This is a genomic window from Nostoc sp. C057, from assembly GCF_013393925.1.
Lineage (GTDB): Bacteria > Cyanobacteriota > Cyanobacteriia > Cyanobacteriales > Nostocaceae > Nostoc > Nostoc muscorum_A.
In genome coordinates this window covers 2,534,202-2,549,066 of sequence record NZ_CP040281.1, presented here as the reverse complement: position 1 = coordinate 2,549,066, position 14,865 = coordinate 2,534,202, and the positions used below count along the sequence as shown (strand labels likewise).

At 40.1% G+C, this 14,865-nt stretch carries 12 protein-coding genes; 5 read left to right on the top strand and 7 right to left on the bottom strand.

The window, feature by feature from the left end; genetic code table 11:
- Positions 1 to 189: 189 nt before the first annotated feature.
- A complete protein-coding gene (locus FD724_RS11180; RefSeq protein ID WP_179072679.1) occupies positions 190 to 1,557 on the bottom strand; it encodes a DUF3370 domain-containing protein in 1,368 nt (455 codons plus the stop codon).
- Positions 1,558 to 2,149: 592 nt separating this feature from the next.
- On the opposite strand from FD724_RS11180, the gene hisH reads away from it, so the two are divergent.
- Both hisH and rsmD read left to right on the top strand, forming a co-directional pair.
- Positions 2,150 to 2,785 (top strand): imidazole glycerol phosphate synthase subunit HisH, encoded by a 636-nt coding sequence (hisH, locus tag FD724_RS11175; protein ID WP_012411289.1) that lies wholly within the window; start codon positions 2,150 to 2,152, stop codon positions 2,783 to 2,785.
- 107 nt (positions 2,786 to 2,892) lie between these two features.
- The gene (gene rsmD, locus FD724_RS11170; protein WP_012411290.1) at positions 2,893 to 3,441 is read left to right on the top strand and encodes a 16S rRNA (guanine(966)-N(2))-methyltransferase RsmD; all 549 of its coding nucleotides are present in this window, start codon (positions 2,893 to 2,895) and stop codon (positions 3,439 to 3,441) included.
- Between the two features lie 156 nt (positions 3,442 to 3,597).
- On the opposite strand, the gene petG is transcribed toward rsmD, so the two are convergent.
- Positions 3,598 to 3,711 carry a cytochrome b6-f complex subunit V gene (gene petG / locus FD724_RS11165; RefSeq protein ID WP_063721252.1) on the bottom strand — a complete coding sequence of 38 codons (114 nt, stop codon included), beginning with the start codon at positions 3,709 to 3,711 and terminating at the stop codon, positions 3,598 to 3,600.
- A 210-nt stretch (positions 3,712 to 3,921) separates the two neighbouring features.
- Here petG and FD724_RS11160 point away from each other — a divergent pair, with 210 nt between their 5' ends.
- A complete protein-coding gene (locus FD724_RS11160; protein WP_114085276.1) occupies positions 3,922 to 4,296 on the top strand; it encodes a cytochrome c in 375 nt (124 codons plus the stop codon).
- A gap of 461 nt (positions 4,297 to 4,757) precedes the next feature.
- Here the strand turns inward: FD724_RS11160 and FD724_RS11155 are convergent, their stop codons facing one another.
- Both FD724_RS11155 and FD724_RS11150 read right to left on the bottom strand, forming a co-directional pair.
- The gene (locus FD724_RS11155) at positions 4,758 to 5,459 is read right to left on the bottom strand and encodes a Crp/Fnr family transcriptional regulator (RefSeq protein ID WP_179072678.1); all 702 of its coding nucleotides are present in this window, start codon (positions 5,457 to 5,459) and stop codon (positions 4,758 to 4,760) included.
- 2 nt (positions 5,460 to 5,461) lie between these two features.
- Positions 5,462 to 6,865: an amidase gene (locus FD724_RS11150; RefSeq protein ID WP_179072677.1), complete on the bottom strand. Its 1,404-nt coding sequence runs from the start codon at positions 6,863 to 6,865 to the stop codon at positions 5,462 to 5,464.
- A 285-nt stretch (positions 6,866 to 7,150) separates the two neighbouring features.
- Here FD724_RS11150 and FD724_RS11145 point away from each other — a divergent pair, with 285 nt between their 5' ends.
- Both FD724_RS11145 and FD724_RS11140 read left to right on the top strand, forming a co-directional pair.
- Entirely contained in the window at positions 7,151 to 8,548 is a 1,398-nt protein-coding gene (locus tag FD724_RS11145) for a hypothetical protein (RefSeq protein WP_256874524.1), read from the top strand.
- Between the two features lie 628 nt (positions 8,549 to 9,176).
- The gene (locus tag FD724_RS11140) at positions 9,177 to 10,088 is read left to right on the top strand and encodes a fatty acid desaturase (RefSeq protein ID WP_179072675.1); all 912 of its coding nucleotides are present in this window, start codon (positions 9,177 to 9,179) and stop codon (positions 10,086 to 10,088) included.
- 149 nt (positions 10,089 to 10,237) lie between these two features.
- On the opposite strand, the gene map is transcribed toward FD724_RS11140, so the two are convergent.
- The 3 genes from map to FD724_RS11125 all read right to left on the bottom strand — a co-directional run bounded on the left by map (position 10,238) and on the right by FD724_RS11125 (position 14,811).
- Positions 10,238 to 11,065, bottom strand: coding sequence for a type I methionyl aminopeptidase (gene map / locus FD724_RS11135; protein WP_094333161.1), 828 nt, complete (start codon positions 11,063 to 11,065; stop codon positions 10,238 to 10,240).
- A 279-nt stretch (positions 11,066 to 11,344) separates the two neighbouring features.
- Positions 11,345 to 11,869, bottom strand: a complete 525-nt coding sequence (locus FD724_RS11130) for a cupredoxin domain-containing protein (RefSeq protein ID WP_256874523.1) — start codon at positions 11,867 to 11,869, stop codon at positions 11,345 to 11,347.
- Between the two features lie 101 nt (positions 11,870 to 11,970).
- A complete protein-coding gene (locus FD724_RS11125; protein WP_179072674.1) occupies positions 11,971 to 14,811 on the bottom strand; it encodes a pitrilysin family protein in 2,841 nt (946 codons plus the stop codon).
- Between the last annotated feature and the right edge of the window lie 54 nt (positions 14,812 to 14,865).

Sequence of the window (14,865 nt, the reverse complement as noted above, 5' to 3'; positions counted from 1 at the left end):
CTCCTTTGAGATAGTCTTCTGGAGAAATATAGCTAGAATTTGGAGTTGCAACCATCTGTAATGACCTTGTGTGATGTCTTATATCTAGTTTAAAAGAAGCTTGATGGCTAAATTATTGAGTCACAGTTGCCAGAAATTGCCAAGGTAATTGGTAATTAGAGAAAAGCTATACCAATTACCCATCATTTATTACCGACTTTGTGCCTGAGTTGACACTGTTAATACTTGCGGTGGTGTGGCATCTGGTGGATAGAGAAAGTCTACTTCTACTAAGGAGCGATCGCCAGCTTTCATATTTAATGAAACTAAGGGTTCCCCTGGTTGACCCCTCTTTTGTACTAAATGTACAAACTTAGTTTGCGGCTGATTTTGCTCATCTTTGTAACGTACCCGCACTGTCCCCCGGAAGAATACTTCACGGGCTGGTGTACTCAGAAAGCGTAACCCCGGTTTGACTAACTGATTCTCCTTCAGTGGGGTTTGTATGGACACACTTACAGTTTGAGGACTTTGAGTATTGTTGTATAACGGCAACTTGAGATTATATTGAATTCCATAGTTGCCATGAGCGCGATATGCGGTGTCAGGATAGCGCACCAGCATAGTAGCACTTTGAATTTGACCAGTTCCTAACATACCGCCATGTAGGGTACTCAGGGCGTAGGAAAACACTTGACCAGGCTGGGGAATAGTTAGATACCTGGCTTTAGGATTATCTACTAATAAGGCTCTCCATCTTGAACCACCGGCTACTCCAGCAACACGCCCATAAATTCTTGGTTTACCAGTTTCCTCTAGGGGAGTGGGTGCTTTATCTCGTGGCCCAGCTAAATCACCATTATCTAGTAAATTCTGCCACTCTTCTAAAGTAGGCGATCGCTCGCTGCCATCAGAATTCACCCGTGCAAACATCGCTAGGCTAGCTGCATAGACAGTGCCATTACTTTGCAATCGGAGCAATGTCGACCGACCATTCAGAGGTGGTGTCAATCCCTGTACAGGGATTGGTAAATTTAGTAACATCCGACTTTGCTTTGCTGGAATCTCAATTTGGGCAGGGAAAATCTCTTGTCGTCGTCCCCGCAGCACATCAGACATGACGCGATCGCCTGGGCCAGCAAAAATTGTCCCTAAAGGATTTTGGCTAAAAGATGGTAATTGAATAAATGGTGCATCCGGTTGACTCAAATAACTCGCCGCCTGCCAAATATTTACCTTTACTGCTTCCGAACTAGGGTTGTGCAAAATTATCCCTAAATAGAGCGATCTCAAATTCTCTGATGGTTCAGCCCTAGCAACGTGATGGGCAAAAATATCAAATCGTCCCCGAAAGGGAAAATTTAAATGCGCTGTTGGCACTTTTTTGCCATCTGGTGGAAAAGTGGAGAGTAAAATTCCTTCTTTCAACACCAATTCTGGACTATTACTGTTAAAAGTTGGCACTGTATCCAATTGACCTGGTAAAGCACGTACTTCTTGTGTTTGTACAACTTCTTCAGGTGGTGGTGTGATAGGAGTTGATTGAGCAATTGGGAAAATTAGTAACAATGGCAACATATACTTAGATATTTCTTTCACCATACAGACATTAACAACTTGATGAAAGTGCCAGTTTGTTAATAATTAATACGAAATTTGCAAGAACTCCCATCAAATTTTCTTGATTTAGAACCGGGACGTGGGTAAAAAGACAACGGATCGTAAGTTGATTTTGGTCTAAGTAGTCCAAGCCTAAATAGTAAAAACAAATTGACCGCAGTCGTGGCTAATCTAAATTGATGCTTCTTTCTCCACTAATTTTTCTATATCAACTTCTAATTTCTCCACAGCTAGCAAATGCTTCCACACTTAATTGTGTAAGGATTGCAGCCTGCTCACAACAGATAATGTCTTCGGGTTGAATTGCATTGATTTTTTCCATTACCTGAGTATTGGCAAGTTGGACATCTACGGGTAACTGGCGTAAAAAATTTAAGTCATCTGGTATCAGATCGAGTTTGGTAACTTCAAGTAATAAATCATCAGAAGAATTTTGACTGTTGATATTTTAGGCAAATGTCAAAAGAAGTTAATAGAATTCTTTTCTTCATAACAAATATTATTTAGAATAGAAAAACCCTCCATTAATAAATTTACAAGGAGCAGGTAAATGCCAGTAATTGCGGTCGTAGACTACGAGATGGGAAATTTGCACTCAGTCTGTAAAGGGTTGGAAAAAGCTGGGGCAACTCCTAATGTTACTTATTCTCCAAAGGAATTAGAGCAGGCAGATGCAATAGTTCTGCCGGGAGTGGGAGCATTTGATCCAGCAGTACAACACCTGCGAGCGCGTGGTTTGGAACAACCTATTAAAGATGCGATCGCATCTGGTAAACCTTTTTTGGGAATTTGTTTAGGATTGCAAATTCTCTTTGAATCAAGTGCAGAAGGTACCCAACCAGGACTAGGAATTATCAAAGGAAAAGTGCGCCGATTTCGTCCAGAACCTGACATCACTATTCCTCACATGGGTTGGAATCAGCTGGAAATGACTCAGGCAAAAAGTATTTTGTGGGAGCATTTGCCGTCCGATCCTTGGGTATATTTTGTCCATTCTTACTATGTTGACCCAATAGACCCGCTAATCCGTGCAGCAACCATCACCCACGGTACTCAAACCGTCACAGCTGCGATCGCTCACGAAAATCTGATGGCAGTTCAATTTCACCCCGAAAAATCCTCTAATATTGGATTGCAAATCTTGTCTAATTTTGTTGCTCAAGTCCGTGAAAAAATTCCTGCCTAATCTATTTTTGTCATTTGTTCTTTGTCCTTTGTCTAAAATTAATGACTAATACTTCGACTACGCTCATTACAAGTGACTAATGACTAATGACCAATGACTAATAACCAATGAGCCTGAGAATTTACGGGAATCGCCAGCTAAAAACTTTACCAGGGAAAGAAACGAGACCTACCAGTGCGCGGGTAAGGGAGGCAGTCTTTAATATTTGGCAGGGAGAAATTGCAGGTTGTCGCTGGCTAGATTTGTGCGCCGGTACTGGTTCAATGGGCGCAGAGGCTTTGTGTAGAGGAGCCAGCCTAGCAGTGGGAATTGAACAATCGAGCCGAGCCTGTGCCACCATCCAACAAAATTGGCAGCAGGTAGCTAATGCCGACGAGCAAGAATTTCGGGTATTGCGGGGAGATATTACGCAGCAGTTAAAGACTTTATCAGGCAAGCAATTCGATAGAATTTACTTTGATCCACCTTATGCCAGTGGATTGTTCCAACCAGTATTAGAAGCGATCGCTCACTATCAACTTTTAGATCCTAGTGGCGAAATCGCAGTTGAACACGCCTCACAAGGTTGGACACCGCCAGAGATTCCCTCTTGGGAAATTTGCCGCGAGAAGGTTTACGGCAACACATCACTTACTTTCTACAGAATTGTGCAATGAGATGAGAAGGGAGTGAAAAATATAAGGGAGAGAGGGGAGAAAAATTGCTTCTTTGTCCTCCTTAGTCCCCTTGTCTCCCCTACTCAGCACGGGCTAAACCTTAGCTATCCGCTAACAGCACAGGCTAAATGCCCCGCTACAGCTAACAAAACTGCCTCAACCGCCCAACTGATTGGGGCGCTTGTATTGCTTATAGGCAGCGTAAAACAGTCCGGCGAGGGTGACGAAAACTAGACCAAGGACAATACCTGATAGCAGGGGTTCAACCACTGGAAATCTCCTCTTTGTAATGATTAAATATTCGTTGCCTGTTTTTGATTTTACCAAATTTAGTATGAATCCTGCGTCCTATAGACTTTTTGAAGGGCAACTGCTCAGAAAAAAATAGTCTTCTGTGCTTGCAGACACGATCAAGAACTTTTAAGCTATGTGTAGGAAAAGAAAACTTTTTAGCACACCTAGACTTTCACCGCAAACCTTTTGGATAACCAGATTACCAAACCTGAAATTTTGATTCAGCGCATCGTTTTATTGACGCTGGCCATACTGCTATCAGTCCCTTTGGGCTTTTTTGGTGTTCAGTTGGTTCAAGCCTCCGATCCTTATGTCAAGAGTGTTTTATCTCTAACAGGAAACCCAGTTCAAGGACACGCGATCTTTCAAATTAACTGTGCTGGTTGTCATGGTTTGGAAGCAGACGGGCGAGTAGGGCCGAGTTTGCAAGCTGTTTCCAAGCATAAGTCTCAATATGGATTGATTCACCAGGTAATCAGTGGCGAAACCCCGCCAATGCCAAAATTCCAGCCTAGCAGCCAAGAAATGGCCGATCTTTTGAGCTATTTAGAGTCGTTGTAGACGTTAAATTTTTCGGGTTGCGGGGTACGTACAGCAGTTTTCAAGTTGGGTATTGTATACAAGCTAAGTTTCAAAGCCAGGAATAAAGCGTGTTTTACTTCCGTTTTGCGTAGCCCATTCTCAATTATGACTCTTAAATTCTGTTGTAAATCCCTTATGGAAAAAGGCAATACATCAAAATGTTACCTTTTTCGATCTTAGAACTTACGCAAAACTACACGCGGGAAGCTGCTTCGCGTCTACATGAATTGCCCCTACCAGAGAATAAAGGTTTGGGCTATTTTTTGTGTAAGTCCTGGATCTCTGGAAACTTGTAACAAATGTTATCGAACAGAATTCAGAATTCATTCTGACTTCTGAACGAAAAAGCGGATAGCGCAGGTAAAGCCTTCTCTACGAGAGGCTGCGCCAACGGCATGGCTTCTCTACGAGCGTCTTGATTCTGACTCCTGAATTCTTCTTCAATGATCTATATTTCCAGAAGCGATCGCATCTAATTTCTTAGGATCGAGTATGATAATCGTCCCACCACGACGATAGTCAATTACTGACTTGAGACTTTTAATTAACCGCACACATTCTTCGTAAGTAATGCCACTGCTGCGAGCCATGCGATAATAAGACAATTTGACTTTTAAAGACTCGCCTTGTGGATTTAATTCAGTTCCTGATTCGGCAGCAAAATATTGAATTAATCTGGCAAGGCGAACAATAGCTCTTTCAGAAACTAATCCGTGGACTGTTTCATGCAATTGCTGAATCCGACTGTTAAACACCATCAGCATTCGTAATGCAATCTCAGGGTTTTGTCCAATCGCTTTTAATAAAGCATCTCTTTCTATAGTGAGAATTTCACAATCAGATTCAGCAGTTACGGTTGCTGGGGAAATTCCATTGCCTAATAAAGCAGGAGCCGCAAAAATTTCCCCAGCCGTTAAGGTGCGGAGAATCGTTTCTTTCCCCGTCATTGCTATTTTGGTAACTTGAATTGCTCCACTGGCAACAGCATAGAGTTTTGTTGGTAAGACATCACCCTCATGGAGAATAATCTCTCCTTTGCGATGGCGTTGCACCTGAGTGTGAGGTTGCAAATTTACTTTGTCTGCTGTTTCTAAACCTGCAAACACAATAATTTGCGAAAGTTGTTCCAGGGATGCCTGCATGATTAGCCTGATATCGCAAAGGCTGGACGATGATGAATCCAAGGGTTCGCTGCTTCTAATTGTGCTGCTAGGTTGATGAGGGTAGCTTCAGCCGCAGGTTTACCAATTAGTTGCACACTTATGGGTAAACCATTACTATCAAAACCGACAGGAATTGCGATCGCAGGTTGTCCAGTTGCATTCGCAGGTGGACAAGGGGCAATCCACTCAATAATATTTTGGAATGTCTCTTCTGGACTCAGCGAAGCCCATTCCCCAACGCGGATAGGTGAATGGAGATAAACTGGCAATACCAGCACATCCACAGTATCGAAAAAGGCTACAATCTGTCGTGCCACAATCTGCATTTGGGAAACTGCTTTGAGATAGTCAGCAACAGAACCTGTGCGTGCAAATAGCCAACGATTTAATGGTTGCATGGCTTCAACAGGAAGTCCTGACGCAGCTACCCCAGCTTGCCAAACGATTTGAAATGGTTCAACTAAACCGCTAAAATCTGGGGATTTCTGTTCAACATGGTGGCCGAGTTGTTCTAATAACTGGACTGTTTGACAGACACCTTGCTGACAGTTAGCATCAGCTTCTCCCAAAGGAGAAATATTAGTGTCAAAAGCAATTCGCAAAGCACCCAATTTTGTCTGAGTAGCAGCGAGAAATGATGGTTCGGGATCTGGCAACCAGTAAGGATCGCCTGTAACATAGCCAGATATAGTATCTAAAAGGGCAGCAGCATCAGCCACAGTCCGGGCGATGGGGCCGTTGACGGCAATTCCAGCGAGGCGTTCGCCTACGGGTGCTTTACTCACTCTGCCCCTGGATGGTTTAAGTCCCACCAAACCACAACAAGCCGCAGGGCCACGAATTGAACCACCGCCATCAGAACCTTGAGCGATCGCACACAATCCTGCTGCTACCGCCGCCGCCGCGCCACCACTAGAACCGCCTGGGGTATATTCTAAATTCCACGGATTTCTCGCTGGAGGAAAACCCGTGGGTTCGCTGTAAGGGAATGAACCTAGTTCAGAAGTGGCTGTTTTACCAAGAATAGTAAACCCGGCTTGCTTAATCCGCGTTACAACTCCATCATCATAGTTAGGTATATTGTTCAGTAACACTGGATTTCCATAAGTACAGGTAACATCAGCTACAGCGTTGAGGTCTTTAATGGAAATCGGCACGCCAAAAAATGGCGGTAGTTCTGAGGTAGTTGTCAATAATTCTGTTTTGGCTTTGGCATCTGCGATCGCTAATTCTGCTGTCACCGTAAAATAACTTCCTAATTGGGGATTTAATTGCTCAATCCGTTCTAAATATATTTCTACCAACTCTAGGGGAGATACTTCCCGGCGACGAATTAATTGCGCCAACTCTAGTGCTGGGGTAAATGCTAAATCAACTTCATTCATAGGTTAGTGAATGGGTAATTTTGTCTTTCTCTGGGATTTTTAAACTGAAATTGTTACTTTACCAGGATTTACGGGAATTATACATTTTATAGATCCTAAGATTTGTCACTCAACTAGGATGCTTAGATGTGTGGTTATGTTCTGACTCCAGCTATTTTAATTGTTTCGCATAAACTTTCGACAAATCCCTAAGAGGTATTTATGGCTAACCTAGAAATACTTGTTAGCGAATTGCCAACACTAATTCAGAATCTAAAACTGACTATTGGCGATTCTAATAAAATCATGGAACAAATTATCTCGATCAATAATGCTCAAGAACAACTACGAAATATTAAAAAATTAATTGCTCAGGAATTGAGATTGGAGAACGTCAAAAATTCTGCGATCGCTACACTTCCTCGAATAGATACTGTAGCTAGTTTGTTTCTACCTAGTGTTGGATTAGTAGATCCAGCGATCGCAGACAAATTTGGACATTCAAAAACTAAAATCTCATTAACTGATTTACAATCCAAAATCGAGGACTGGATAGAATGGGGTTATTTTTTGCAAGCAATAGCTGCTGATATTCTCAGTGATGATAGCTTAGTGAATCAACTAAATTCTGATATTAATCATCTCAGCTTATTTGCACAATTTCAGATAATTTCTGAAAATTTAAAAATTAACTTAGTCTTTGAAAAATCTCATATTTTAGAAAATCAAATTCAAAAAATTAATAATTATCAAAATGAATTATTACAATTAAGACAGGAATTAAATTATGTTTTTAATACTATTAAAAATAGTCGTAGCTTATTAAATATTTTATTAGGAGTGTCTGCTTTTTGTGGGAAATCTGGCTTTGCCTTAGAATGGTTAGATGATGACCACGAATTAATTATATCGAGTGACAGTAAATTTCAAGAATTGACCGATATTCTTAATGATTGTGATCATCTCCAAGAACAAATTGCTGTTTTAATTATTCAGGGTGACACTTTAAGGGAACAGGCAGAACAAGCCCTAAAAAACATAGAACAAGAAAATCATAATAAAGAAACTATTAGCCAGCATATACAAATATTACCAAAGTTTTCGACACCCAAGATAGTAAGTTCGGTTTTGATCATAGTCTCAAGTTTATTAATCTTGGGTTTTAGTAGCTGGAAAATTAAAGAACAAAGTCTCCAATGGCAGGAGATGAATCTAAGTTTAACTCAAGAAGAAAGTGCAAATGCTAAGTTTAAATCTGCTCAAAAATTCGGTATGGAGGCTGCTTCTCTAGTTCAAAAACCACCGCATCCTCTAAAAGTCTGGCAACAAGCAGAAACTAAATGGCATCAGGCAATAATCTTATTAGATAGTATTCCTCATCAAACATCCGTTTATGACAGGGCAAAGAAGAAATTAGCTTACTATCAGATTAACTATAAATCTATCAGTCAAAGAATCTTAGTAGAAAAGCAAGCCTTAGCAAACTTAGAATCAGCCCAAAAACTAGCAATAGAAGCTAATCTTTTTGTAAATAGTTCACCTCATTCGCCACTAATTAAGCAGCGAGCAAAAAATAAATGGGTGCAAGCAATAAATTTATTACAAGCTATTCCAGAGAGTACATCTGTCTCTGTACAGGCTAAAGAAACACTTCCTATTTATAAAACTAACTATACCGCTATCAGTCAAATAATACAAAACTAAACTTCCCGTCTATATTCCAACATGGTTCAGTTACGGATAATTGTAGGTTGTTTTGAACGAAGTGAAACCCAACAAACTAGCGAAAATGTTGGGTTTCGTTCCTCAAATCAACCTACGCAGTTTAAGATTTTTGGCGCTAACTTAACCGTATTGGTCTGTATTCATTAGTACAGCTTTGCGTAAAATAGTAGTGTTTTTAAAAGCCGAAGGACGCAAAGTAAATGGATAGGCACTTCGCCTTCTACATACCTTCCGTTTAAGGTTTTGTAGTGACTTTTACTCATAAAGTTTCAGGGATTTCAGCCCTATATTTCAAGACTGGTGGTACTTATTCGAAAAGTATTGGCAGGTTAGCTACGCAGAGTTTTCAAAGATAATTCGCTATTTTATAAGACAGGTTTAATATTCACCAAGTATTATGTCTATAAAAATTTAGATAGTGTAAAGATTAAAACTTATATTTTCTAGCTGAAGTATTCAGTATTATGTCTAATAATTGTGAAATATTGTTGAATTTAGATAGTATATTTGTAGATTTTATAGTTACTATCTAATGAACGATGAAAGCTGAAAAGGCTTTTAAAAAAGTGTAAATTCTTTTTAAACCTGTTATTACGAGGAAATAAATATGGCAATTATTGCTAATACTAAATTAGTGAATAAACAAGCTGTAAAAATTTTTACTACTTTAGTGGCTTGGGTGGTATATCTATTTTTGTTGCCTTATGTTTATGCTTCAATAAATATTTTTTCAATCTTTTTTATGTTTTTTCCAGGAGTTTATATTCTATGTTTACTAGCACAGTTTATGCATGAATGTTGGCATGAATATTTACCTGGCATCGACAATAAGTTTTTTTATTTAATATTATCTTGGCTGATTTTTATCGAGCCGCAAACCTTTGATATAGTACATCCTTCTCATCATACTCAAGTGAATACTTACAACGATATGGAGTTTCATCCCTTAGGAGAGATTAAGAATAAATTATTGCGAATTATTTATAACTTTTTGGAAATATGTTTAGGGAAAATATTTGTTTTTATTGTGGCAGACTTCCAAATATTGAAGCACAAAAAACTTAAACAGCAGTACTGCTTTAAGAAACTAATAATTTCTATTTGGATGCGGATTTTTATTTGGGGTGGGATTGGTTACACTTCGCACGTAATATTAGGAGTAACTACAAGTCAAATTTTAATCTCTTATCTTATGACCTGTTGGATGGGATCTTTTGTGGTTCATCATTGTGAACTCATAGAACATGGAAACCTTATTATAGAAGGTAATTTAAAAGAGCGTAGTTTAAAAACCAGAAACTTGAAATCTTCTGGTATTTTAGAAAGATTCTTTCTATTTATCACCCATAACCATTGTTTAGAACATTCATTACATCACTCTCCATCTAATATTTACACTCTACCATTTCCTCAAACAAATGCTCTAACAGACGAAACAGTATATATTTCATTTAGTGAATATTTAGTAATCCTCAAAGATATGCTTATAGGTAAATGTCTAATTATTAATATTGAATAGGTAAGCAAGAATTAGACAACCCCTTTAAAATTTTCAAGCATTGAGGAGATAAGGTAGAAATTTTTTCCTTATCTCCCTTATGCTTTTTATCATTTAAAGGTTACAGAATTGCTTCGACTCTCTTAACAACAGATAATTACAACTAACAATTACACCTTAGAACGGTCAGTCAAAATCTCATAGCCAGTGTCTGTAACTAACACTGTATGCTCAAACTGAGCCGACAAAGAATTATCCACAGTGACTGCTGTCCAACGGTCAGATAATGTCCGGGTGTGTCTAGAACCCGCATTTAAAATTGGCTCAATTGCCAGCGTCATCCCCGCACGGAGTTTAACATTTGGCATCTCGCGGGTACGGTAGTTGAATACTGAAGGTTCTTCGTGCAAGTTACGACCAACGCCGTGTCCAGTAAATTCTTCGACTATACTAAAGCCGTTCGCTTTCACATGGTCTTCAATTGCTCCAGCCAAGTCAAGCAGGTATACACCAGCCTTTACTTGTTCAATGCCCTTAAATAAAGCTTCTTCTGCTACGCGAATTAATTTAGCAGCTTCTTCTGTCACTTCACCGACAGCAATTGAAATGCAAGAATCACCATGAAAGCCTTGGTAATAAGCGCCAGTATCTACTTTTAATACATCCCCCACACGAATCACTTTTTTAGGGCTAGGAATGCCATGCACCGCTTCATTATTAATGCTGGAGCAGATAGAACCAGGAAAACCGTGATATCCTTTAAAACTCGGTGTTGCTCCCATTTCGCGGATGCGTTTTTCTGCGTGAGCATCTAAATCAGCCGTTGTCATTCCTGGCTTTACTAGCTCGGAAATTTCTTTTAACACAGTTGCCACAATTGCCGATGATTGTCGCATGATTTCAATTTCACGCGACGATTTAATTTCAATTCCTCGTCCCTTTTTTTTTGATGTTGCAGGCTGAGTTGTTTGAGAAAGTAAGTTACTGAAAATGTTCATGGGAAACTAATAATTACTGGTGGCTTTGCCGATGAAGTATGAATGCTTTCTCAAGATTAATTGAGAAATAATATCTATAATTTAAGTTATTTCAATCCACGATCGGGATTATTGCAGTTTAGTCACTAATGTATACAGAATAACATATTCACTTACTCATGATATTTTAGACTTCAAACAAAATCGCCCTAACTTATTTTTGCTCCCCACTATAGGATTTAGCTCAATTATCTTTAATTGAAACACTAGAGGGCTATTAAATACTGAGTCGAATAATTTTTAATTAGTAATGGCAATTTCTCCAGTCATACCTGCTTCCGTATGTCCTGGTATTGAACAACGTAAGCCATAAGTTCCAGATTTTAAGGGTACAAATACCCATTCTGCCTCAGCACCCGGCTTGAGTTCCAGTTCGTGAATAGCTCCTTTAATTTCTACTTTGCCTGCTTGGACTTTTTGTGTCCAGATGCCATCGGCAAAGTCTTTAGCAGTAAAATAGTGCTTCAGTTGGCTGGGATTGGTAAGGCGAAGTTGATAGCGTTTGCCAGCCTCGAATTCCAGATGATTTGGCTCAAATTTGAGTTCGTTAGCCGAATTACCTAAGCTAATTGTAATTTCTGTAGCTGGTTGCTTAAGCAAATCACCAGATAAATTTGCCGCCATTGCTGGAGTCGCAGTGATTAAATTTAAGCTCAGGAGCAACGCTAATATTACGTAGCTCTGCCGTAATATTTGCACCCAAGCAATATTTGAAAAAGCCAGAGATGTAATTAAAATTTGGTATAAATGGTTGTAAATTTTCATTGGTAGTTCTCAAAAGGCAATGCTGATGAGCAGGAACAATTTATAGGTAGCGGGAAAAACCGCTTTACCTATTCTTTATTATCCATGCCCAGCGCCCATCTCTACCTAATGCTTTTCTCTGCTAACACAGATGGCCCAGCAGTAACCACTACGATTTGATCTGGGTGGAGTAATTCACGAGCCGCTTGATTAACTTGCTCAAAGGTGACTTTCTGGAGTTTGTCAGTAAAGGTGTGCAATTCGACTTTATCTAGTCCATACACCTCATTCATCAGAATTCTATCTGTTAATTCTTCTGGGTTGGCCAGGGAAACGTTGTAGTTGCTGATGAGGGTGCGTTTAGCTGTTTCTACTTCTAGCGCAGTGACACCTTGTTGATGGATTTGCTGTAGTATTTGGCGAGTACTAGCGATCGCTTGACTAGTATCTTCTGGACTAGTTTGCATTTCTATCAAAAATGTGCCTGCATTCTTCCCAGCTTGGAAGTAGCTATAAATTCCATAGCTCAAACCTTGGCGATCGCGTACTTCTGCACCAAGTCTACTAGATAAAGTATCGCCTCCCAAAATCTGGTTCAATACTAAGGCTGCGTGAAACCGAGGATCATAACGCTTAATACCTGTGTAACCCATATATGTCACAGCTTGGGCTTTACCTGGTAAAACTGGGTTGACACTCACTATTTTCTCCGGCATTGATACCGGAGGATATTTTAATGTGGGTGCTTGGCCGCTAACTTCCCAGTTACCAAACTCATTTTTAATGAGCGATCGCACTTTGTCTATATCAAAATCTCCCACCAGCGCCAATACTGTCGTATCTGGACGATAATGTTTAGCTTTGAAATCGATCACATCCTGGCGTTGAATCTGCTGCAAACTCTCCTCTGTGGGAAAAGTATGTAGAGGATGTTTTTTCGGGTAAATTGACTGCACAAATATTCTTCTGGCTACTTCTGCTGGCTCATCTAATTCCAGTTGCAAATCGGTTAAAGTTTGTTGGCGATGTAATTCCAATTCTTGTGCGGGAAAGGTACTATTTTTAACAACATCTGCCAATATCTCCACAATTATTGGCAAATCCCCTGCTAAACTATCACCCTCGATATGCACCCCTTCACGATGGACTTCAAAGTTTAGACTCGCCCCTCGTTCTGCCAATATTTTGGCAATAGTTAAGACATCTTTACTCTTAGTACCATTTAGCAAATTATCTGCTACAAAAGCAGCCAGTCCTGCCCGATCTTCTGGATCAAATTCTGTCCCGGCTTGAATATAGCCGCTTAAAGTAACGGTGGGAGTACTATTATCAGGTAACAGTAATATCCGCAGCCCGTTGGTAAGTTTATATTCCTGTGGTAAAACTTGAGCAATCGCATCTGTAGCCAAATCCACAGGCGGTAAGTATTTCACCACCTCAGAAGGAAGCACAGGCACGCCAGGAGAGAAATTTTCTGTAGTTTGGGCTGAGTCTGGTTTATCCCCAACCCCTGCTATCTGCTTTTGAGTTGGTTCAAAAAAGCCTACTGTCCGAGCTTCTTTAGTAAGGTATTTGTTAATAACAGCGACAACATCCGTCGGCTTCACCAGACGAACGGCAGCCAAATAGCGGTCAGTGTAGCTATAATCACCAACAGTTGTCTCATCATTGCCCAATCGCATTGCTTGAGAGGTGATATCACGGTTACTTAAAATCACATCTGCTGTTAATTGGGTTTTGGCTCGTTCTACTTCCTCAGTTGTCACGCCTTTTTCTGCTACATTTGCGATCGCGCGACTCAACACTGAGTCAATTTTTTTCAAATCTTTTTTAGATCCAGCCGTCACCAAAACCTCATACCAGCCAGATTCTCGCAAACTGGTAACAGATGCTGTAACTTCACTAGCTAAACCTGATTCCACCAATGCCTGATAAAGTCTAGAATTCCGTCCTTCTGTAAAGATGTAATCCATCACATCCAATGCAGGCACATCTGGTTGATTTGCATCTGGTAGCGGATAAACAACTTGTAATAGTCGCCCTGCTCCCGGTTCTCGCAACACTATAGGAGATGAAGAAGATAACGAAGAAATAACTCCTACCTCCTGCCTCCTGCCTTCTACCTCCTGCTTCCTGCCCCCTGCCCCCTGCCTCCTTGGTAGTTTGCCAAATACTTCTTTAATTGTTTCGAGAGTATTTGCAGTTTGAAAATCTCCAACAATCACTAAGACAGCATTATCGGGGCTGTAAAAATTACGGTAATATTTTTGTACTTGCTCAACTTCAAATTTATCGACATCAGCTTTAGTACCACCTACAGGCAACCCATAAGCATGATTAGGAAACACCGCCTGCATAACAGCGCGATTGAGACGATATTCTGGACTATTTTCGTAACCTTGCAACTCAGAAATTACTACTCGCTTTTCACTCGCTAGTTGTTCTGGCTCAATCTGAGAATTTTGCATTCTATCTGCTTCCAGCACTAAGAGCGCTTTTAGCTTGTTACGCTCCACAGTACCGTAATATGCAGTTTGGTCATAGCTGGTGAAAGCATTGGAATCACTACCTAAAGCACTAAACAAACGGCCAAATTGAATCGGACGATTTTTCGTGCCTTTAAACATCAGGTGTTCCAATTGGTGGGCAATGCCATTCACCCCTGGTTCTTCGTTGCGTGAGCCAACCTTGTACCACACCTGCACCGTCACCACTGGCGCAGTATGCACTTCCTTTGTTAGGACAGTTAGACCATTCTCCAGCACTGTCTTATGGACGTTTTCTGTCAGTGTTGAGGGCATTATTCTTTTTGCTAGCAAGGTTGACTGGGATTTTTCTTTGTTAGATATGGCTGTATGTTGACTATTAGCAGGTTGATCGCTCAACAAAAAAACCGCTACTAGCCATAAGCTTAAAATTAATAACGGCAAGAAGTATTTATAAAATCTAGACAATCCATACATGTACTTAGGAAATATACCTGTAAATTAATTTACATAATTATTTTGGTGAGTGAC

Coding starts and splice junctions, on each gene's coding strand:
- FD724_RS11180 (WP_179072679.1), bottom strand. CDS start 1,557: ATGTTGCCATTGTTACTAATTTTCCCAATTGCTCAATCAACTCCTATC.
- hisH (WP_012411289.1), top strand. CDS start 2,150: ATGCCAGTAATTGCGGTCGTAGACTACGAGATGGGAAATTTGCACTCA.
- rsmD (WP_012411290.1), top strand. CDS start 2,893: ATGAGCCTGAGAATTTACGGGAATCGCCAGCTAAAAACTTTACCAGGG.
- FD724_RS11155 (WP_179072678.1), bottom strand. CDS start 5,459: ATGCAGGCATCCCTGGAACAACTTTCGCAAATTATTGTGTTTGCAGGT.
- FD724_RS11150 (WP_179072677.1), bottom strand. CDS start 6,865: ATGAATGAAGTTGATTTAGCATTTACCCCAGCACTAGAGTTGGCGCAA.
- FD724_RS11145 (WP_256874524.1), top strand. CDS start 7,151: ATGGAACAAATTATCTCGATCAATAATGCTCAAGAACAACTACGAAAT.
- FD724_RS11140 (WP_179072675.1), top strand. CDS start 9,177: ATGGCAATTATTGCTAATACTAAATTAGTGAATAAACAAGCTGTAAAA.
- map (WP_094333161.1), bottom strand. CDS start 11,065: ATGAACATTTTCAGTAACTTACTTTCTCAAACAACTCAGCCTGCAACA.
- FD724_RS11130 (WP_256874523.1), bottom strand. CDS start 11,869: ATGAAAATTTACAACCATTTATACCAAATTTTAATTACATCTCTGGCT.
- FD724_RS11125 (WP_179072674.1), bottom strand. CDS start 14,811: ATGTATGGATTGTCTAGATTTTATAAATACTTCTTGCCGTTATTAATT.